Source organism: Terriglobales bacterium, assembly GCA_035561515.1.
GTDB lineage: Bacteria > Acidobacteriota > Terriglobia > Terriglobales > Acidobacteriaceae > DATMXP01.
On record DATMXP010000007.1, the window covers coordinates 193,909 to 215,153 of the forward strand.

Below are 21,245 nucleotides of genomic sequence, written 5' to 3' on the forward strand. Positions count from 1 at the left end.
GGACGTTATGGTTGACTTCTTCATTCGACGTCCGGTATTCGCGACGGTTTGTTCGCTGCTCATCATTCTTGCCGGCGGAATTGCCATTCCGACTTTGCCGATCGCGCAGTTCCCGCAGCTTGCTCCGCCGCAAGTCTCGGTCAGCGCTTTCTACACCGGTGCAAACGCGCAAGCCGTGGAATCGGGCGTCACGATCCTGCTGGAACAGGCGATCAACGGCGCGGAAGGCATGCGCTACATCAGCTCCAGCAGCGGCAACGACGGCTCAAGCAGCCTGACTGCAACCTTCGAGCTTGGCCGTGATCTCGACATCGCCGCTGTCGAAGTACAGAACCGCGCTTCGACCGCCTTGGGCCGATTGCCTGCCGAAGTCCAGACGACCGGACTGAACATCAGCAAGAACTCCGGGTCGTTTGTCCTCGCGCTCGGTTTCTACTCCGAGGATGGGCGTTACGACCCGCTCTTCATCAGCAACTATCTCGATGTTTACGTTCGCGATGCCTTGAAGCGCGTGAAGGGCGTCGGAAACGTGATGATCTTCGGCGAGCGCAAGTACGCGATGCGCTTGTGGCTCGATCCGGTGAAGCTGGCTCGCCGCAAACTGACTGCTTCTGACGTCGTGAGTGCGCTGCGGGAGCAGAACGTGCAAGTTGCCGCGGGACAGATCGGCGACGCTCCGGCGATGCCGAATCAGGCATTCCAGATCAGCGTTCGCGCGGCGGGACGACTCACGACTCCGGAAGAGTTCGAAGGCATTGTGCTCAAGCGCGGGGCTGATGGCTCGCTCGTGCAGTTGCGCGATGTTGGCAGAGCAGAGCTTGGCGCGGAAGGTTACGGATCGAACCTGTCGTTCAATGGCCATGAAGCCATCGGAATGGGCGTGATGCAGCTCTCAAACGCCAACGCACTCGACGTTGACGCCGGGGTTCGGGCGGAACTAGCGAGGCTGGCAAAGCAGTTTCCACCGGGGCTGAAATACCAGGTAGCGTTCAATACGACGACAGCAGTGGGCGAGTCGATTCGCGAGGTGCTGAAGACGCTCGCGGAAGCCGTCCTGATCGTTATTCTTGTCATCTTCCTGTTCCTGCAGACATGGCGAAGCACGCTGATTCCGGCGATCACGATTCCGGTTTCGCTCATCGGCGCATTCGCCTTCGTAAAGCTCTTCAACTTCTCTATCAACACTCTGACTTTGTTTGGCATCACGCTGGCAACGGGCCTCGTGGTTGACGACGCCATCGTGGTGATCGAGAACGTTGAACGTCACATTGAAGAAGGCATTCACGACGCAAAAGTCGCGACGCAAATCGCCATGAAGGAAGTGACTGGCGCTGTGATCGCGACGTCGTTGGTGTTGATCGCCGTGTTCGTGCCGGTGTCGTTGTTCCCGGGAACGACGGGCCGAATGTATCAGCAGTTTGCGTTGACGATCGCCTTTTCGATCGCCGTTTCGGCGTTCAATGCCCTGACGCTCACACCTGCTCTTTCGGCGCTGCTGCTGCGTCACACGGACCGCCAGAATATTGTCTTCCGCGGCTTCAATACTGCGGTGGTTCAGATTACGCGCGGTTACCGTTTGCTGCTCGACAAACTGGAGCATCGCAAACTTCCCATCATCATCATCTTCATTGTTGGCTTGGCGGCGACTTACTGGATTTACGGCAAAGTTCCTACCAGCTTCGTTCCTAACGAAGACCAGGGTTACTTCATCGTGGTGGCGCAAACTCCACCGGGCGCATCGCTTGAGACCACGACGAAAGTTACCAACGCCGCGAGCGCAGTGCTGGCGAATGACCCTGACATTCAGGCTGTCTTTTCGGTTCCGGGCTTCAGCTTCAGCGGATCGGCTCCGAACCGCGGATTGATCTTTGTGAACCTGAAAGACACCGAGCATCGCAAGGGCAAAGACCATTCTGCCGCGGCGATTATCGAGCGACTTCGCGGGCCGCTTTTTGGCATTCCGGACGCGCTTGTCTTTGCGTTCCAACCACCGCCGATTGAAGGCCTGGGCCAGTTCGGCGGATTCACCTTCGAACTCCAGCAACTCAACGCGGGCAACATGGAGGACTTGCAGAACGCACTGAACAAGGTGATCCAGGAAGGCAGCAAGCGTCCCGAACTGACGAACTTGTACAGCGACTTCAGCGCTCGCGATCCGCAGATCCTGGTGGAGATCGACCGCGAGAAGGCGAAGAGCCTTGGTGTTTCCTTCACGCAAATCACTTCCACTCTCCAAATTTTCATGGGCTCGCAGTATGTGAACGATTTCGATTTCAATAACCGTTCGTACCGCGTGTACGTGCAGGCGGACAAGCAGTTCCGCTCACAGCCGCGCGACCTGCGCCAGTTCTACGTCCGATCGGACGACGGCACGCGGATGGTGCCGCTCGACTCGGTGGTGCACGTGCGCGAGGTTACCGGTCCTCCGGTGATTCCGCATTACAACCTGTTCCGCTCGGCGGAGATCAATGGCAGCGCCGCTCCGGGTTACAGCTCCGGACAGGCGATCCAGGCAATGGAGGAGACGGCGCGGAAGGTCTTGCCGACCGGCTACTCGTTCGAGTGGACGGGACTGTCGCTGGAGGAGATCGAGTCAGGTTCGCAGTCGTTCCTGCTGTTTGGGCTCGGCCTGGTGGTCGTGTATCTCACGCTGGCGGCGCAGTACGAAAGCTTTGTGTTGCCGTTCATTATTCTGTTGTCGGTACCGATGGCGATCCTGGGCGCACTGGGAGCACAGTGGTCGCGCGGACTGCAGAACGACGTGTATTGCCAGATCGGATTGGTGATGCTGATCGGACTGGCGAGCAAAAACGGAATTCTGATCGTCGAATTCGCCGAGCAGTTACAGCACCGAGGCATGGGGCTGTTTGCGGCGGCGGTAGAGGCGGCGAGACTCCGGTTGCGTCCGATTCTGATGACTTCGGTGGCGTTCATCCTGGGCGTGCTGCCGCTGGTGTTTGCGACGGGCGCCGGCTCGGCGGGGCGGCACTCGGTCGGCACGACCGTCGTGGGCGGCATGGTGGTTTCGACGTTCCTGAACCTGTTCATCATTCCTGTTCTGTACGTGATCGTCCGCACGGTGATACCGATGAAGGTTGCGGTACCGGCCGAGCAGCAGCTGCCGGAGCCAGGGACGGCGGATTAATCGAATCAGGGATAGCGGTTAGGGGTAGGGCTTAGCGGCGAGGAAGCCCTTGCCGGTAGCGGTCGCGGACTGTACCCCCTCCCCCCTCCCCCCCGGTTTTGCCTTTCTATAAGAAAACAAAGCAGTTACGAGAGCGCGAAAATCTCCGTATATGAAAACAAAGGGCTTGTAAATCCTTTGAAATCAAGAGAATACAGCTTGTATATGAAAACAAAGGGGTTGAACAAACAAGTCGTTAGTTATTAGTTGTTGGTCGTTGGCAAAGCTCTGTTCCTGAAGACTTTGCGTGACTAATGACAAAACCCAAGTACAGAAGTTCTTCGGCTTCGCCTCAGAATGACAAACCCGCAAGAAACAAGTACAGGGGTTCTTCGGCTACGCCTCAGAACTCAGAATGACAAAGAACGAAAACCATCTACATTTTCAGGATAGCAATTGGGGTGGGGGGAACATGCCACGGTTTTGAAATTTGTTTTTCGAGTGGAATCAAGAGTTTGCGGCGAACGAGAGCGTTAGACTCACTTGACAAGAAATTTCCCAAAACGGGCCGCGGATTACGTGGATGAGACGAATTGTCGCGGATAAATCAGGCGAGTCAGTGTCGCAAGAGGCTGGTGAGGTAGGCGCGAGTTGAGTCGGAGTCCCAGCGGTAGGCTCCCATCAGGCGGAGGGTCATGGTGCCGTGTGGGTCGATGAAATAGGTGGTCGGGTATCCGATGCCGACGTTTTCGGGCAGGCCGGTGATGGTGGCGAGCGGTACGTTGATTTTGTTCTGGTCGACGAACTTGCGGACCTTGGCAGGTTCTTCCGGGCTGACGGCGAGAAAGACGACCGGCTCGGCGGACATGGACTGGGCGAGCTTCTCTATTTCGGGCATTTCGGCCAGGCAGGGCGCGCAGGTGGTAGACCAGAAGTTAAGGAAGACGGCCTTGCCTTTCAGGTCGGCGAGGGTGAAGCGGGAGCCGTCGAGTCGGCGGAGCTGCCAGCGGTCGGGCTGTTCCAGATTGGAACCGGGAAACCAGGGCTCGCGCAAGAACTTCTGCATGTCGCGGTTGTGGCCTGAATAGCGCAGTTGTACCTGCGCGAGGTCGATGCGCCGCTCCTCGAAGTAGGCGTAGAGGTACTGCACGGCGACGAGGGTGAGCGCTACTCCGAGACCGAACGCCAATGCTAACTGGAGAACACGTCTGGACATGATGGCTCCTCAAACTGCTGAAGGAACGATGCGGGTTGAGAGACTTGCATGGAGATTATCTAGTACGGCGGCATCTCGTACTTCTTTTTGAGGACCCGGTCAGCATTCAGGTATTGCAGCATGATGACGTCGTTTTGTCGTCGAATTGCATCAAGGATCTGATTCTTATCTTCGGCTGGAAGAAATAGGAGACGCTTTCCCTCGTCCTGTAAATTACGAAGTCTTTTCGCGTCCTCCGCAGAGGCCGTTCGGGAAAGGTTGAGGAGCAGCTTGAATTTGTACAGCCACTCGACGCGGCTGTCTTGCCGCAGGGATGTTTGCGACATGAAAGCCAGCAGATAATCGAGGACTCGCTCCCGGGTTGCGCCGTTCGGCGTCAGGTCGAACAGCACCATGAGGAGTTCTTGTTTCTGGTAGAACGAGCAAGCTGAGCAAGTGCTATCTTCGTGCGCCGCGCCGATATGCGAGAGGGCCTCATTGACGTCAGACTCCCAACCGTCGAACGCGAGCGGGTTCCCATCCTCCGACGCAGGGTAGGCGTTTGCACGCTGCAGCTCGCTCAATTTATAGGTCGCGCCGCGGCTGAGTTCAGCGGCATTGGGTATGAGTTCAACGACAGCGGATTTGCCGGAACTTTTCGACCGCAGTTCTTCAGGGCCGATGGCACGGACTGCGTTTGCCTGAGAAGGGAAACGTGAAAGGAGTTGATTGAAGGTTGCGGCAATCTTGTTTCGGTCTGAAGTGATGTCGGCACAGGCCGGTTGGCCGCCGCTGCCGATGAGAAACGCGCGGTAGGCATTGAGCAGTTCGGTAGTTCCGTCCGCAGGGCTTCTCGCCGCCAAGCTCGCTATCGCGTTGCTGAGAGTCGTCCTGGTTTGAACAAGTCGAAGTCTTCTCTGCAATTTGGGATCGGCAGCTACCGAGGCATTCTCGATAAATCCCAATTCCCGATCGGTAGCCACCATGTCCCGCAGCTTCTGGCTGTAGAGAGATGTCAGGCGCCGAAGTTCGTCCGGGTCTTTGACGGTGTCGAAGATCAGTATTGCAAGCGGTGCAAGTTGAACAGAAGAAGTCGTCGTCGCGATCTGGTTGTCGATGAGGTTCGAGGCTGCGCGAATTTCCATGAGTTTTCTAGACGCGTCGGTGCGAACCTTTGCAGCTATGTAGTAAAAGGGCCAGATGTCCGGGATAGTCGGAGACTCACAGCCCGTTGATGGCACATCGATTCTGAGGTCTTGCAGCATCTGGCGGGCGCGAGCCGGATTCACGCGAAACATGATCGTAATCACGCGCGCCTGGATGCTCAGGGTATCGAGGCTAAGCGTGAGCGCTTGTTCAAGCTTGCGAGAGCGCGAGAAATGATCTCCGGTGATGTCGGCCAGCTTGAAGGGATACTGCGCGGTTCTGGCGTCCTGATACAGACGCTCGAGCGTAGAACTGGCAATTTTTGCAGGGATATTGGGGTTCGATTCGAGGACGTCAAGCTGTATGTCGGCGCGGTACTCGATGGGCAGGCTGTCGGCGTCCAGCAATAACTGACGGACCTCGGCAGAGGCTTGCGGTTTTGGCTTGGCGATAGCAGCGCGTTCTTGCGCCGATGCAGGCAAGAAGGCGCACAGCAGAAATGCCGCGGTGAGCCATCGGATTACAGTCGGCATGATGGCTCCTCAGATTCCTGAAGCAACCGCTTGGATTGCGAGTTGGGCATGGAAATCATTGATGAACGCGGAGTGCGGACCAAAACAGTATGGCGAGGAACAGGATGGTTAGCGCGCAGCAGGCGAGGGACACGGAGATGAGGAGGTTGCGTCCGAGGCGTCCGGCGGTGAAGGAGCGGACGAGCATGACAGCGGCGGCGATGGTGACGCCGAGCAGCGATACGGCGCCGAACAGGACAAGTGCCTCGGCGAGGCTGCCATAGACAACGCCAACTCCGGTGGCCTTTGTCTCTGACATACCGCGAAATGCACCGCGGAACATGATTCCGAAGAAGAGAAGGAAGGGAATCCAAGCCAGAGCGACGCCCCAGAGGAACGACTGCTTGCGCGGCAGTTCGGGAGCGGTGTCCATGGGGAGAGGTTGGCACACGGACTTAACGGCGGCAATGGCAATGTGCTCGTATTAGCGGGGGAGTTCAGAAATGGGAAAGCTGCCCGATTCCACATCTGCCGGAAGAAGGCAGATGTGGGGCACCCAAGCAAATGGTAATATGCGCGTTTTAGCGTAGGAGTTCGGATTTGGAAAAGCTGCCCGTATCCACATCTGCCAGAAGAAGGCAATTGTGGGTCACCACGCAGTTCTACTCCCGGTCTCGGGATTCAAGTTCAAGGCGATACTCTCATGTACTACAAGGACCATGGGGCACATGCCGGGATTTTTTGAGGGAGGACCAAATTCATATGTGTACAACGCGAAGCGCTTTGAACGTGACCCTTCTCGTATTCTTGTGCGGTGTAGCTACGCCATCATTGTTATGCACCGTGGTGCCAGTCCCTGGCAGTCTCGATATTTCTGCATTGATGGAAAAATCAGATGTTGTTGCGAGTGGGACTGTTCAATCCATTGTTTCTTCTGAACCAGAAGTCATCACCTTGAACGGAGTTCGAGTTCGGAGAGTACTCCGGAAAGCCGAAGTACTTACATGGCGCATATATAAAGGTGTTGTTAAAGACAAATTCACAGTTAGTTTTTATAGCTATGACAATCCGTCCGTAATTCAACCAGCCATCAAAGCAGGTCAATTCGCACTGTTTTTTCTGCACCAAGGCGCTCCAGGCAATCTGAGCTACTCCGATGACTACTTTGCCCGGTTCTTTATTTCAAAATTGGCGGATCCTACAACCGCTTCATCGGGCGCAATAGAAATGCTGCAAGCTGACCTGATAGAAGGGTTGGCTGATGCTGATCACGATCAAGTCGGGACTAATCTCGAGTTGCTGCTTGGAATCAAGAACTCGATTAAAAGCCCACACCTTATACATCGAGCCGTTCCGTTGCTTCACAATCGAGATACGCGGATCGCTGCTTTGGCATACGCCGTCCTTTTCAAACAATGCGCCATGCAAGATATTTCTGGGCTCAAATCGTTTCTCGACAGTGTACCCGTCGAACGTGAAGGCGGGGTGCTGGAACTTGCGAATAATCTCTGCCCCTCTCAACTAACAGATGGTCAACTTCAACTCCTGATTGAGATATCGGGTTCGAAGCATCGGGTCATTAGAAACTCGGCGGTGAATTGCCTTAGACAGATGAACACTCGCGCTGCAGTCCCAGCTATGCTGGCGCGACTAGATGATCCAGATCCCTATATCGCCTTTTCAGCCTTAAAGTACCTAAGTGAAGTTACCGGATTACAATCAGAAGAGTACTCTCCGGATCTGCCGACATTCCTGCAAAATCGCGATGGCTTAGTGCAGAAATGGAAGTCTTGGTCTGCCGCAACTAACAACAGACGTTGATCCCTGCTCGCTGCCCATGCCTACGCCGTTTCCCACCCCAACGCCCGGTCCACTGCGCGCTTCCAGTCGCGCAGGAGGCGAGTGCGTTTCGCCCCATCAAATGATGGCGTGAATTCCTGATCCAAAGCCCAATGTTGCGCGATGTGTTTCGTGTCCTGCCAATAGCCGACCGCCAATCCTGCCAGATATGCCGCGCCTAACGCTGTGGTTTCGGTGATCTTTGGGCGGGCGACGGCGACGTCGAGGATGTCGGCCTGGAACTGCATGAGTCGATTGTTGACGGACGCGCCGCCATCCACCTTCAGCCGCGAGAGCTTCAGGTTGGTGGCGCGCTGCATGAGGTGGAGCACGTCTCGGCTCTGGTAGGCGATGGACTCGAGCGCGGCGTGCGCGATGTGCGCCGACGTGGTTTCGCGCTTGATGCCGACGATTACGCCGCGCGCGTACGGGTCCCAATGAGGAGCGCCGAGTCCGACGAACGCCGGGACGAGAAAGACGCCGCCGGAATCTTCGGCCTGTGCGGCGAGCGACTCGATTTCCGACGACGAACGGATGAGCTTGAGTCCGTCGCGAAGCCACTGCACGACGGCGCCTCCGATGAAGACTGCGCCTTCGACCGCGTAGGTGACCTGGTTGCCGATCTTCCAGGCGACGGTGGTGAGCAGGCCATCGGCGGGCGGAAACGGCTGCGCGCCGGTGTTCATGAGCAGGAAGCATCCGGTGCCGTAGGTGTTCTTGGCGGTGCCGGGCGTGAAGCAGGCCTGGCCGAAGAGCGCAGCCTGCTGGTCACCGGCGATGCCAGCGATGGGAATTCTGCGTCCGAAGAGCGATGGGTCGGTTTCGCCGTAGACCTCGGACGACGAACGCACTTCCGGCAGGATTTCGCGCGGGATGCGGAGCAGGTCGAGCAGTTCCTGGTCCCACTGAAGCTTATGCAGGTTGAAGAGCAAGGTGCGGCTGGCGTTGGAGACGTCGGTGATGTGGCACTGGCTGCCGGTGAGTCGCCAGACGAGATAGCTGTCGACGGTGCCGAAGAGGATTTCGCCGCGATGGCAGCGCTCGCGCAGTCCGGGATGCGAGTCGAGAAGATGCACGATCTTAGTGGCGGAGAAATATGGGTCGATGACGAGGCCGGTTTTCTGGCGGAAGATCGGCTCGTGGCCTTCACGCTTGAGGCGTTCGCAGATCGGCGCGCTGACTCGGCTTTGCCAGACGATGGCATTCCCGACAGGCTTGCCGGTGGCGCGCTCCCAGAGGATGGTGGTCTCGCGCTGGTTGGTGATGCCGATGGCAGCGATGGACTCGGCTGAGATTTGCGCGCGGCGGATGGCTTCATGCGCGACGGCGAGTTGTGACGTCCAGATGGCTTCGGGGTCGTGCTCGACGTCGCCGGGAGCGGGGTATATCTGCGGGAACTCCTGTTGGGCGAGCGAGGCGATGTTGGCGTGGTGGTCGAAGAGGATGGCGCGGCTGGACGTGGTGCCCTGGTCGAGGGCGAGAATGTAGCGCTCGGGCATCTTGGGTGGGGATTGTAGAGGGTTTTCGTTGGCGGACAAAGTGGCGATGCGGTTGGAGTGTGCGGCAAATCGGAGGCGAGGCAGACGATTCGCTGCATCGAAGGTAGGAGCTGGGTAGTCTGATTAAACGATGTCTTCTGAGCGCATTCCTGTCTTACATGAGAGTTCGTTGAAAGCGGCCGCTGGTGGCCGGAAACGAGAGTACCGCTTTCCGCCCGGGCTGGAACTGAACCTGATCTTCTACGCGTTTCGCAAGTTTCGTCCGCAGGATCCGATACGGCTGTTCGAATACCTGGTGGAGAAGTATGGGCCGGTATCGCACTACAGGATTGGGCCGGAGCACATTGTGTTTGTGAATGATCCGGAGCTGATCCGCGAAGTTCTGGTGGTGCAAAACGACAACTTCGTGAAAGAGCGTACAGTGCAGCGCACGAAGATGCTGCTCGGAGAGGGGATGATTACCGCCGAGGGAGAGAAGCATCGGGCGCAAAGGAGAGTGGCGCAGCCTGCATTTCATCGTCGGAGGATTACGGGTTACGCCGAGACGATGGCGGCCGAAGCGCTGAGAGTGCGCGAGCGTTGGCGCGACGGCGAGACGATGGACGTGTCGCAGGAGATGATCGGCCTGACGCTGGAGATTGTGTCGCAGACGCTGTTCGACACGCGGCTTGGTCCGGAGGTGAAAGAAATTGCCGCGGCGATCAACCAGATCATGGACCTGTACCACTTCCTGGTGGTGCTTCCGGCGGCAGAGGCGCTGGTGAATTTTCCCATTCCGCAGATGCGACGGTTCAGGCGGGCGAAGGCGCGTCTGGATGCGGTGGTGCAGAGGATGATCGAGAACCGGTTGCGGTCGGACGGCGAGCATGAAGACCTGCTTGACATGATGCTGCGCGGAGCAGGAGTCGAGCGGATGGAGGATTTGTCGGCGGAGACTTCGGAGTACTTGCGCGACCAGATCATCACGATATTTCTGGCGGGTTATGAGACGACGGCGAATGCGATGACGTGGACGTGGTATCTGCTGTCGCAGAACCCTTCAGTAGAAGAGCGCATGCATGCTGAAATTGATCGCGTGCTGGGTGGGCGAGTGCCGACGGTGGACGACGGCCCGCAAATGAAGTATGCCGAGATGGTGATGGCGGAGTCGATGAGACTGTATCCGCCGGCATGGGCGATGGGACGGAAGGCGCTGAACGATTTTGAGCTTGGTCCGTACTACCTGCCGAAGGGAACGACGGTGCTGGCATCGCAGTGGATTGCGCATCGGGATGCGAGGTACTGGCCGGAGCCTTTGGAGTTCCGGCCCGAGCGATTCGCGGCTGATGTACCGCCGAGGCCGAAGTTCAGCTATTTTCCGTTTGGCGCGGGAACGAGGCAGTGCATTGGCGAGTCGTTCGCGTGGATGGAGTGCGTGCTGATACTGGCGACACTGGCGCAGAAGTGGCGTCTGCGGCTGGTTCCGGGGCATCGGGTGAAGCCGCAGCCCTTGATCACGCTGCGGCCAAAGTATGGCATGAAGATGGTGGCGGAGCAGCATTAGGCGACCTTCTGCAGGTACGCTGCGTGGACGGTACGGCGCTTTGAGGGATCGTCGAATTCGACCATGACACGGCGTCCGCGGGAACGGATGACGGCACCTTGTCCGAAGCGCGGGTGGCGGACGCGCTGGCCTTCGTCGAAGACGGCTTCGGGTTGGGTGTCGGCGTTGAGTCCTAGACGGCCTTCGGCGCGGGCGCGGCAGTTGTCACAGAGTCCGCAGTCGAGTTGGGGCTCGTCGCCGAAGTAGTCGCGCAACAGGCGCATGCGGCAGGCGGTGGATTCGGCATAGCCCATCATGCGCTGGAGACGGCGCTGGTCGTTGGCGAGGCGGATGTCGTAGACGAGCACGAACTGCTGGACTTCGTCGGTGCTGCGGAATTCGCGGCGGAAGAGGAGCTTGCGTCCGCGGCGAATGACGATGCCGAAGTCTTCGAGCTCGGCAGCGACGACCTTCACCAGACGTCGAGAGAAGCCTGACGATTCCGCGACAGCCTTCACATGGATGGAGCCGCCGTTCTGCGCGGCAAGCGTTTTGATGTGCTCGTAAATCTTGAGCGCGTCTTCACGGCTGGGATACTTCCGCAAAAGAAAGTATTGCTGGATGAGGCGGTCGCCGCGTCGGTAGAGAAGGACGGCGCGCGCGGGTTTCTCGTCGCGTCCGGCGCGTCCGGCTTCCTGGTAGTAACTCTCAAGTGAATCGGGAAAGTGGTAGTGGATGACGTAGCGGATGTCGAGCTTGTCAACGCCCATGCCGAAGGCCTTGGTGGCGACCATGACGCGGAAGGCATCGTTCATGAAACCGTCCTGTGCGGCAACGCGGTCGCGAGCCTTCAGCCTGGCGTGATAGTTGGTGGCCTTGATGCGGTTGTCGACGAGGAACTGGCAGACTTCATTCGCGCTGCGAACCGTCGCGGTGTAGATGATGCCGGTACCTTCGGTGTTGCGAACGATGTCGAGCAGAGCCGCGAGTTTCTTCTGCTTCGTAGTGGTTCGCTGGACTTCGAAGACGAGGTTCTCGCGTTCGACACCGGTGTTGATGATGGTGGCGTCGGGGATGTCGAGTTCGCGAATGATGTCGTCGGAGACTTCCTTGGGTGCAGTGGCGGTGAGCGCAAGAACCGGCGGATTGCCGAGTTGGCGTCGCGCGTGAGCGAGCGAGAGGTAGGAGGGGCGGAAGTCGTGTCCCCATTGCGAGATGCAGTGGCCTTCATCGACGACGAAGAGCGAGACGCCGTGATGGTTGAGCAGGTCGAGCGTTTCCTGGTCTTCGAGGCGCTCGGGTGTCATGAAGATGACGGGGTGCTCGTTGGCGAGGATCTCTTCGATGACGGTGCGCTCCTCGCGAATGGTGAGCAGAGAATTCAGCTTGGCTGCGCCGATGTCTACGCTTTCGAGCTTGGCGCGCTGGTCTTCCATTAGGGCGAGCAGAGGTGAGATGACGAGAGTGGCCTTCGGCAGGAACAAGGACGGAAGCTGGTAGCAGAGACTCTTGCCGGCGCCCGTGGGCATGATTCCGAGCACATTCTTGCCGGCGAGGACGGCTTCGATGATCTGGCGCTGTCCGGGGCGGAACTTACGAACGCCAAAGCGGCGGGCTTCGTCGGAGAGAACCGACCAGTCGAGAGTAGCGGTGGGTTCGGCGACAGCAGGTTGAGGCGTGGCTTCGGGCAGTTCCGGTGAGAGCGGCGCGGGCGTGTCCATGTACTTAGTAAAGATGCGGAGATCGAGAGAGGCGATTGGTGCTTGGAATCAGCGGCTTGGGAATTGTTGACCTGACCGTCCGTAGTGTTTACATGTCACAGACTGGAGTGACGCCCCCTCAATAACCTTCTGAACAGTACGAAGGGGAGGAATTCTCCTATGTGTCTTGCCATCCCGGGCAAGGTAGTGAGCGTGGACGAGGGCGTCGGGCGGATCGCCAAGGTTGAGTTTGGCGGGATTACGCGCACGGCGAGCCTGGACCTGGTGCCGGAAGCCGGCGTCGGCGATTACGTTCTGGTCCACGTGGGATTCGCCATCAGCAAAATTGACGAAGAAGAAGCCCACAAAACTCTCGAGGCGCTGCAAACCCTTGCCAATCTTCAGGACGAACTCGAGCCGGAGGAGTCCGATGCCGCGGTGAAGCGCTCATGAAGTACATCGACGAGTTCCGCAATCCGAAGATCGCGCACAAGCTGGTGGATGAGATCACGCGCAAGGTGTCGCGCGAGTGGACGATGATGGAGATCTGCGGCGGCCAGACGCACACGCTGGTGCGCTATGGCTTCGAAGAGATGCTGCCGAAGCAGATCAACCTTGTACACGGGCCGGGATGTCCGGTCTGCGTAACGCCGCTGGAAGTGGTGGACAAGGCGATTGAGATTGCCTCGATGCCGGACGTGATCTTCGTTTCCTATGGCGACATGCTGCGCGTGCCGGGATCGCAGAAAGATCTCTTTCACGTGAAAGCGGATGGCGGCGATGTCCGCGTGGTGTACACGCCGATGGAGGCGGTGAAGCTGGCGAAGGCGAACCCGGAGAAGAAGGTGGTGTTCTTCGGCATCGGGTTCGAGACGACAGCACCGCCGCACGCGATGGCCGTACTGGCCGCGAAGCGTGAAGGGCTGAAAAACTTCTACCTGCTGGCGTCGCATGTGCTGGTTCCGCCGGCGATACGGACGCTGCTGGATGCGCCGAACAATTGCGTGCAAGCGTTCATCGCGCCGGGGCATGTGTGTACGGTGGTCGGATTCGACCAGTACGAGTCGCTGGCGAAGAAATACAAGGTGCCGATTGTGGTGGCGGGATTCGAACCGCTAGACCTGCTGGAAGCGATCCACATGCTGGTGATGCAGTTGGAAGAAGGTCGCTGCGAGGTGCAGAACCAATACGCGCGATCAGTGACACGGTACGGAAACCTTCCGGCGCAGCGGGCCGTGGAAGAGGTGTTCGAGGTTTGCGACCGCAAGTGGCGCGGTATCGGCGAAATTCCGCTGAGCGGCATGCGAATCCGCGAGGAGTTCGCAGCCTTCGATGCAGAGCGAGTGTTCGGGCTGGAAGATCGCACGGTCGAAGAGTCGAAGGAGTGCATTGCGGCACAGGTGCTGATGGGATTGAAGAAGCCGCTCGATTGTCCGGCGTTTGGGACGCGCTGCAAGCCGGAGATGCCGCTGGGAGCACCGATGGTGTCGCCGGAGGGCGCATGCTCGGCCTACTACCAGTACAAGCGGCATCTGGCTCCATCGGCCTTGCCGGTTGATACGCACGTGGGGACGGACTGATGAGCACGAAGACGGAACTGACGATTACGTGCCCAGCCCCGATTCCCGCCGGAGACAAGATTCTGCTCGGGCATGGGAGCGGCGGAAAGCTTTCGGCGCAACTGGTGGAACGGGTGTTCCTGCCGGCGTTTGGGAATCCGACACTGGATCAGTTGAACGACCAGGCGACATTCGCGATTGATGGCGTACGGCTGGCGATGACGACCGATTCCTTCGTGGTGAAGCCATTGTTCTTTCCGGGTGGCGATATCGGTTCGCTCGCCGTTCATGGGACGGTCAACGATCTGGCCATGGGGGGAGCGCAGCCGCTGTTCCTGAGCGTGGCGTTCATCCTGGAAGAAGGTTTGCCGATGGAATCGTTGCAGAAGATTGCCGATTCGATGCATCGGGCGGCCGATGCGGCAGGCGTGCAGATCGTGACCGGGGACACGAAAGTTGTCGAGCAAGGAAAGGGCGACGGCCTTTTCATTAACACCTCGGGAATCGGCGTGGTACCGAATGGCCTGATGCTGGGCAGCGAGAAAGCAAAGCCCGGGGACAAGATCATCCTGAGTGGCAGCATTGGTGACCACGGAATTGCGATCCTGGCGCAGAGAGAAGGCCTGGAGTTCGAGACGACAATCGAGAGCGATACGGCTCCGTTACACAAGCTTGTTGACGCCATGCTCGGTACTGGCGCGGCCATCCGGTGCATGCGCGACCCGACGCGCGGCGGTCTCAGCAGTTCGCTGAACGAGATCGCCACGCGTTCGCAGGTGGGCATGATGATTGAGGAAGAGCAGATCGTGGTACGCGAAGAAGTACGCGGCGCGTGCGAGATGCTGGGGTTGGATCCGCTGTACGTGGCAAATGAAGGAAAGATGATTTCCATCGTCGAAGCGGCTGCGGCTGACCGTGTCGTGGCTGCCATGCGCGAAAACGTGTACGGGCGCGAAGCACGCGTGATTGGCACGGTGACGGAGAAGCATCCGGGAACTGTGGTTATGAGAACTGCCTTCGGGACTACGCGAATCGTCGATATGCTCGCGGGCGATCAGCTGCCGAGGATTTGCTAACGGCAGGGGAGCTAGCGGCTAGGGGACAGGATGCACGAACTCAGCATTGCAACGTCAATACTTGATGCAGTCGAACGTGAGGGGAAGCTCCATCCTGAAGCGAGTTTCAAGGCAGTGGGCCTGCGGATTGGCGAAGTCTCCGGTGTTGATATCGACTCGCTTACATTTGGCTGGGAGGCGATCACCAAAGACACGGAGTGGGAATCGCTGAAACTTGTGATCGAGAGTGTCCCACGCAAGAACCGGTGCACACAGTGCGGAAATGAATTCGCGGTGCGAGATTACGAGATTGAATGTCCGGCGTGCCATTCACTGGCAACAGTGAATCTGAGCGGAGACGAGTTGGACATCGCGTATATCGAGGCGGAAGAACTGGAAGGAGCGGAAGCATGAGTCGCGTGGTGGTGGAAAAGAAAGTCCTGAATGAAAACCAGATCCTGGCTGAGCAGTTGCGCGAACGTTATCGCCAGAACGATGTGTTTTGCCTGAACATCATCAGTTCGCCGGGATCGGGGAAGACGTCGCTGCTGGAGCGCACGCTGGAACGTTTTCCGAAGGACACGCGAGTCGCGGTGCTGACCGGCGACATACAGACAGAGAACGATGCGATCCGGTTGGCGCGCGCAGGATTTCCGGTGAAGCAGATTACGACGGGCGGCACGTGCCATCTGGATGCGCGAATGATCGAAAAGCATTTGGTGGGCTGGGACCTTGGGGCCCTCGACTTCCTCCTGGTCGAGAACGTGGGAAACCTGGTCTGCCCGTCCAGCTACGACCTTGGCGAACATGCCAAGGTCGTAGTTTTGAGCGTTACAGAGGGCGATGATAAGCCGCTGAAGTACCCGTCCATCTTCTTCAAGGCAGAACTGGCGGTGATTAACAAGATCGATCTCCTGCCGTACGTGCCGTTCGATATGGCGAAGGCACGCGAGAACATCCAGAAAGTGCATCCGGGAGCGGAGATCATCGAAGTGTCGTGCACAACGGGCGCTGGGCTCGATCAATGGCTGAACTGGCTGGAAGCACGACGGGAGAAAGCGATCGGCGCGCCTGTGCGTTGATGCATGTCCACAAAAGCCCAACCCGGCTCACTGGTTCGAAAGCGCATACAGATCACGGGCGTGGTGCAGGGAGTTGGGTTCCGTCCTTATATCTATCGATTGGCGAAAGAGTGCGGCCTTGCCGGAACGGTGCTGAACGATTCGGCGGGAGTGGACGTGGAAGTCGAGGGCGATGCCGTCCCGGTCGAGAAGTTCATCGCACGGGTAAGGCCAGAGGCACCGCCGTTATCCAAGATTGTCACGTTTGATGTCTCTGAGTTGCCGGTACATGGCGACCGGGAATTCCGGATCGTCATGAGTCACGGCACGCAAGAGCAGAAAGTGCTGATCTCGCCGGACGTGGCGGTCTGCCAGGACTGCCTGCGCGAGATGTTCGATCCGCATGATCGTCGCTACAAGTATCCGTTCATTAACTGCACGAATTGCGGCCCACGCTTCACGATTGTTCGCGATATCCCTTATGACAGGCCGCTGACCTCGATGGCGGTCTTCCCGATGTGCCCGGAATGCCAGCGTGAGTATGACGACCCGGCAAATCGGCGATTTCATGCGCAACCGAATGCATGCTGGAAATGTGGCCCGCAGGTGCAGTTGTGGGATGCGACTGGGAAAGCCGTGACCGGGAAGGATCCCGTCGGAGCAGCGGTTGCAAGATTACGAGCCGGCGAGATCGTTGCGATCAAAGGGCTCGGCGGATTTCACCTTGCGGTGGATGCGACGAACAACGATGCCGTGGAGAGACTGAGGCAGCGCAAGCGTCGGTTCGAGAAGCCACTGGCGATCATGGTGCCGGATGTGGAGACAGCGCAACGGTACTGCGAGTTGCCCGACGAATCGCGGCGTGTGATGGAGTCGGTGCAGCGGCCGATTGTGTTGCTGCGCAGGAAAGTGGTTTCCCAAATCTGCCAAAAGCCGGCAGGCATGGGGAACTATCAGGTATCAGACAGAATCGCGGAGTCGGTGGCGCCTGGAATTCATGAGCTGGGAGTGTTTCTCCCGTACACGCCGCTGCATCACCTGATCTTTGCTGCAGGGAAGTTCAAGGCGTTAGTGATGACGTCGGCGAACCTGAGCGAAGAGCCGATCGCCATCGATAACCAGGAAGCGCTCCAGAGGCTTGGAGATATTGCCGACTGGTTCCTCGTACACAACCGGGAGATCCTGATTCGCAGCGACGATTCGGTTGTTCGCGTGAGCGGAGCGAAGATAAGACAGATCCGCCGGTCGCGTGGGTTCGTGCCGATGCCGGTGTTCCTCAACCGTGACCTGCCTCCGGTGTTGGCTGTGGGCGGGGAACTGAAGAATACGATCTGCCTGACACGGGCGAAGACGGCCTTCCTGAGCCAGCATGTCGGCGACCTCGAAAACATGGAGAGCTTCGGCTTTTTTGAGGAGACGGTCGAGCATCTGACGCGAATCCTGGAGATTGAGCCACAGGCGGTTGCGTACGATCTGCATCCGGACTATCTGTCGACGAAGTGGGCGCTTGAGCAGAAAGGCAAGAAGTTGATTGGCGTGCAGCATCATCATGCGCACATCGCGAGTTGCATGGCCGAAAACGGTCTGGATGAGAGTGTGATTGGTTTCTCCCTGGATGGGACCGGCTACGGCACGGATGGGAAGATCTGGGGCGGCGAGGTGCTGATCGCCGACTATACGGGTTTCGAGCGAGCGGCGCATTTCGAATACATTCCGCTTCCCGGTGGAGCGGCGGCGATCCACGAACCGTGGCGAATGGCGGTGAGCTATTTGCGGCATCACTTCGGGGCGGAGTTCGCGAATCTCGATATCCCCTTTGTAAGATCGCTTGATTTGAAAAAGCTCGGCGTCGTCGTCCAGATGTTGCAGAAGGGAATTCATTCACCACTGACATCGAGTTGCGGACGGCTTTTCGATGCCGTGGCGGCCCTGGCGGGCATTCGCAATATAGTCAGCTACGAAGGGCAGGCGGCGATCCAGTTAGAGAACACGATTGTTCCGGGTGAAGAGCGTGATGCGTACGAGTTCGAGATCTGCGAACAGGATGGCACGCGCATTATTCACACGCGACAATTATTCGAAGCGATGGTTCGCGATTTGTGTGCCCGAGTCGAGCGCGGGGTGATTGCGCGGCGCTTCCATGATGGTCTGGTCCGAATATTTGCGGAAGTCGCCGAGGCGATTCGCAAAGACACTGGTCTGCGGAAGGTCTGCTTGAGCGGCGGCACGTTCCAGAATCTTTACCTCGCTGAAAATCTGCAACGGCGGCTGGAATTGGCAGGCTTCGAGGTCCTCACACAATCGGAAGTGCCATGTAACGATGGCGGTTTGAGTTTAGGCCAGGCGATGATCGCGGCATCCCAGTTGCGTTCGTAACAGGAAAGAAACTTCTTTTGCTCACCTTCCACTCATAACTCTGTCTAAGGCCTCAGGATCGGCGATTTCGTCGGCTTGGGCGCATGAATCTCCTCGAGACAATACGGCAAACCATCAGTGCAATGCGCGCGCACAAGCTGCGCAGCTTCCTCACAATGTTCGGGATTATCTGGGGCATTGCCTCCGTCATCATCCTTGTCGGGCTCGGAAAAGGTTTCAACACCGACCAGAAGAAACGAATGCATACCATTGGCATCGACCTGATGGTGGTGTGGGGTGGGCGGACCAGTGCGCAGGCGGGCGGCTATGCGGCGGGAAGGCCGATCCGGCTAAACATTAATGACGCGTACCGGTTGAAGGAAGAAGCGTACCTGTTCAAGACGGTGAGTCCGGAACTGATGCGTCCGGTGTCGCAGGTCAGCCAGTACAACGCGGCGTCGCGGCCGGTACGCGGCGTGTGGCCGGAGTATCAGCGGTTTCGGTCGCTCTCGGTTTCGCAGGGACGGCTGATGTCCGAGCAGGATGAAAGACTCGCGAGGCGAGTGGTGGTACTCGGAGTGGAAGCGGCGCAGCAATTGTTTCCGGGCAAGCCGGCCATTGGAAGCACGATTCAGATGGCGGGGTATCCCTATGAAGTGATCGGCGTGCTCTCGAAGAAGAAGCAAAACGGCAGTTATGGCATGGGTCCGGATAACACGCAATTGTTCGTGCCTTATTCGGCAATGGCACGCGATTTCCCTCCGAAGGAGCGCCCGTGGCACGTCGCGGGATACATCAACACCCTGGTGCTCGAAGTGGCGGATCCGGAGCAGCACGATGCAGCGAAAGCGCAACTGTATCGAATCCTGGGCAGTGCGCATCACTTCGAGCCCGATGACGAAGACGCGATCTGGGTTTGGGACACGTTGAAGGGCGCGAAACTGAACCAGCGAATCTTCAACGTGATGACGATGTTCTTCGGCGCGGTGGCACTCATGACGTTGTCCCTTGGCGGGATTGGAGTGATGAACATCATGTTGGTGTCGGTGACGGAGCGCACGCGGGAGATCGGCGTGAGGAAGGCTCTCGGCGCGACGTACGGCGATATCAAGAGGCAGTTTTTCACCGAATCGGCGGTGCTGACGCTCATCTCGGGCCTGGTCGGATTCACGGTCGGGGTGGGGATCTGTTTCGTGATGCAGAACGTAACCTTGCCTGATTTCATTCCTGCACCGGAGATTTCGCCGGCGGCGATTGCTGCTTCGATTATCACGCTTGGGCTGATCACGATGACGGCCGGTATGTATCCGGCGTCGCGGGCGGCGAACAAGGAACCGGTGGAGTGCCTGCGGTACGAGTGAAAGAATGCCGACAAGAGAGATCATTACCGAAGGTTGGAACTCGCTGGTACGCAACCGGCTGCGGTCGTTCCTGACGATGCTGGGCATTGTGTGGGGATTGGTGACCGTGGTGCTGTTGCTGGGATACGGACAAGGCGTGGGCCAGAGCGTGCTGAGCGCGTTCATGGGAATCGGCAACAACGTCGTGATCATGTGGGGCGGGCAGACGAGCATGCAGGCCGGCGGCGAGCGCGCCGGAAAGCGTGTCCGCTTCAAGTACGAGGATGTGCAGTACATCCGGGAAGAAGTGCCGCTGGTGAGCGCCGTAAGCGCCGAGCACGACGACATACTCGGATTCAAATTCAATAACCGGATGGTGTCGGTACAAACGAAGGCGATTCAGTATCCGTATGGGAAGATGCGGCGCCTCGACGTGGAAGAAGGCCGGTACTTCGAAGAATCTGACTTCGTCGAACGGCGGCGCGTGCTGGTAATGGGAAGGAAGGCGGCGAAGAAAATCTTCGGGACCAGGCCAGCCGCAGGCGAACAAGTTTCGGTGAATGGACAGAGCTTCACCGTCATCGGCGTCTTGCGAAACAAGATTCAGGACGCGTCGAACAATGGGCCGGACAACGAGAATGTTTTCCTGCCGTTCGAGACTTACCGGGAGATCACGCCGGTACGCGATCCCGGGATGATGGTGTTCCAGGCGTCCGATCCGGCGGAGCACGAAAAGGTCATCCGGTTGGTGCGGGCGTCGCTGGCGCGGCATCACAACTTCGATCCGCGTGACGAGAAGGCCGTCACGATGTGGAACACGATGGAGAACGTGGAAGAGTTGAACCAGTTTTCCTTCGCATTGCAGGTGCTGCTTGGGCTTATCGGGGCGATGACGCTGGGAGTCGGCGGCGTAGGCGTGATGAACATCATGCTGGTGTCGGTAACGGAGCGCACGCGTGAGATTGGATTGCGGAAGGCACTCGGGGCGAAGCCGAAGAACATCCTGATGCAGTTCCTGCTGGAAGCGACGGTGCTTACGTTTATCGGTGGCGCGATTGGAATGCTGCTGGCCGTTGTGCTGGCGAATGTGATTCCGCCGATGCCGCTGTATTCGGAGGCATTCAAGACAGCCAATCACGAGGGCGACATCTTTCTGCGTACGTCGCTGCCGGTGATGGTAAGCTCGTTCGTTATCCTGGCGCTGGTGGCGATCAGTTCCGGCTTCTATCCGGCGATGAAGGCAGCGCGCATGGATCCCGTGGAGGCGCTGCGCTATGACTGAGTCGCTCTCCTCGTAATTGAACGTGTATTCTGTTCGCCGAAGTAAGTCCTCTTAAA

The 21,245-nt window shown here is 58.3% G+C and carries 16 protein-coding genes; 11 read left to right on the forward strand and 5 right to left on the reverse strand.

Annotated features, from left to right (window positions below):
- Positions 1–7: 7 nt before the first annotated feature.
- Positions 8–3,145, forward strand: a complete 3,138-nt coding sequence (locus tag VN577_02105) for a multidrug efflux RND transporter permease subunit (GenBank protein ID HWR13594.1) — start codon at positions 8–10, stop codon at positions 3,143–3,145.
- A gap of 595 nt (positions 3,146–3,740) precedes the next feature.
- On the opposite strand, the gene VN577_02110 is transcribed toward VN577_02105, so the two are convergent.
- Genes VN577_02110 through VN577_02120 form a run of 3 tightly spaced genes read right to left on the reverse strand, consistent with a single transcriptional unit; the run spans position 3,741 to position 6,410 of the window.
- Positions 3,741–4,340: a TlpA disulfide reductase family protein gene (locus tag VN577_02110; protein ID HWR13595.1), complete on the reverse strand. Its 600-nt coding sequence runs from the start codon at positions 4,338–4,340 to the stop codon at positions 3,741–3,743.
- 59 nt (positions 4,341–4,399) lie between these two features.
- On the reverse strand, positions 4,400–5,998 hold the full coding sequence (locus tag VN577_02115) for a hypothetical protein (protein HWR13596.1): 1,599 nt from the start codon (positions 5,996–5,998) through the stop codon (positions 4,400–4,402).
- A 55-nt stretch (positions 5,999–6,053) separates the two neighbouring features.
- Entirely contained in the window at positions 6,054–6,410 is a 357-nt protein-coding gene (locus VN577_02120; protein ID HWR13597.1) for a hypothetical protein, read from the reverse strand.
- Between the two features lie 350 nt (positions 6,411–6,760).
- On the opposite strand from VN577_02120, the gene VN577_02125 reads away from it, so the two are divergent.
- Positions 6,761–7,798 (forward strand): HEAT repeat domain-containing protein, encoded by a 1,038-nt coding sequence (locus VN577_02125; GenBank protein HWR13598.1) that lies wholly within the window; start codon positions 6,761–6,763, stop codon positions 7,796–7,798.
- A 20-nt stretch (positions 7,799–7,818) separates the two neighbouring features.
- On the opposite strand, the gene glpK is transcribed toward VN577_02125, so the two are convergent.
- Positions 7,819–9,315: a glycerol kinase GlpK gene (glpK, locus tag VN577_02130; GenBank protein ID HWR13599.1), complete on the reverse strand. Its 1,497-nt coding sequence runs from the start codon at positions 9,313–9,315 to the stop codon at positions 7,819–7,821.
- Positions 9,316–9,445: 130 nt separating this feature from the next.
- Here glpK and VN577_02135 point away from each other — a divergent pair, with 130 nt between their 5' ends.
- Positions 9,446–10,858: a cytochrome P450 gene (locus tag VN577_02135; protein ID HWR13600.1), complete on the forward strand. Its 1,413-nt coding sequence runs from the start codon at positions 9,446–9,448 to the stop codon at positions 10,856–10,858.
- On the opposite strand, the gene VN577_02140 is transcribed toward VN577_02135, so the two are convergent.
- Positions 10,855–12,558 carry an ATP-dependent DNA helicase RecQ gene (locus VN577_02140; GenBank protein HWR13601.1) on the reverse strand — a complete coding sequence of 568 codons (1,704 nt, stop codon included), beginning with the start codon at positions 12,556–12,558 and terminating at the stop codon, positions 10,855–10,857. The genes VN577_02135 and VN577_02140 overlap by 4 nt on opposite strands.
- Positions 12,559–12,717: 159 nt before the next feature.
- On the opposite strand from VN577_02140, the gene VN577_02145 reads away from it, so the two are divergent.
- From VN577_02145 to VN577_02180, 8 genes are all read left to right on the forward strand, one after another.
- On the forward strand, positions 12,718–12,990 hold the full coding sequence (locus VN577_02145; GenBank protein ID HWR13602.1) for a HypC/HybG/HupF family hydrogenase formation chaperone: 273 nt from the start codon (positions 12,718–12,720) through the stop codon (positions 12,988–12,990).
- A complete protein-coding gene (gene hypD / locus VN577_02150; protein HWR13603.1) occupies positions 12,987–14,117 on the forward strand; it encodes a hydrogenase formation protein HypD in 1,131 nt (376 codons plus the stop codon). Before VN577_02145 ends, hypD begins: the two co-directional genes overlap by 4 nt.
- Positions 14,117–15,172, forward strand: coding sequence for a hydrogenase expression/formation protein HypE (gene hypE / locus VN577_02155; GenBank protein ID HWR13604.1), 1,056 nt, complete (start codon positions 14,117–14,119; stop codon positions 15,170–15,172). Before hypD ends, hypE begins: the two co-directional genes overlap by 1 nt.
- 30 nt (positions 15,173–15,202) lie before the next feature.
- On the forward strand, positions 15,203–15,565 hold the full coding sequence (locus VN577_02160; GenBank protein HWR13605.1) for a hydrogenase maturation nickel metallochaperone HypA: 363 nt from the start codon (positions 15,203–15,205) through the stop codon (positions 15,563–15,565).
- Entirely contained in the window at positions 15,562–16,233 is a 672-nt protein-coding gene (gene hypB / locus VN577_02165; GenBank protein HWR13606.1) for a hydrogenase nickel incorporation protein HypB, read from the forward strand. Before VN577_02160 ends, hypB begins: the two co-directional genes overlap by 4 nt.
- 3 nt (positions 16,234–16,236) lie before the next feature.
- Positions 16,237–18,588, forward strand: coding sequence for a carbamoyltransferase HypF (hypF, locus tag VN577_02170; protein HWR13607.1), 2,352 nt, complete (start codon positions 16,237–16,239; stop codon positions 18,586–18,588).
- 83 nt (positions 18,589–18,671) lie between these two features.
- Entirely contained in the window at positions 18,672–19,928 is a 1,257-nt protein-coding gene (locus tag VN577_02175; GenBank protein HWR13608.1) for an ABC transporter permease, read from the forward strand.
- A gap of 4 nt (positions 19,929–19,932) precedes the next feature.
- Complete coding sequence (locus VN577_02180) at positions 19,933–21,189, forward strand: ABC transporter permease (GenBank protein ID HWR13609.1); 1,257 nt, start codon at positions 19,933–19,935, stop codon at positions 21,187–21,189.
- The last annotated feature ends 56 nt before the right edge of the window (positions 21,190–21,245 follow it).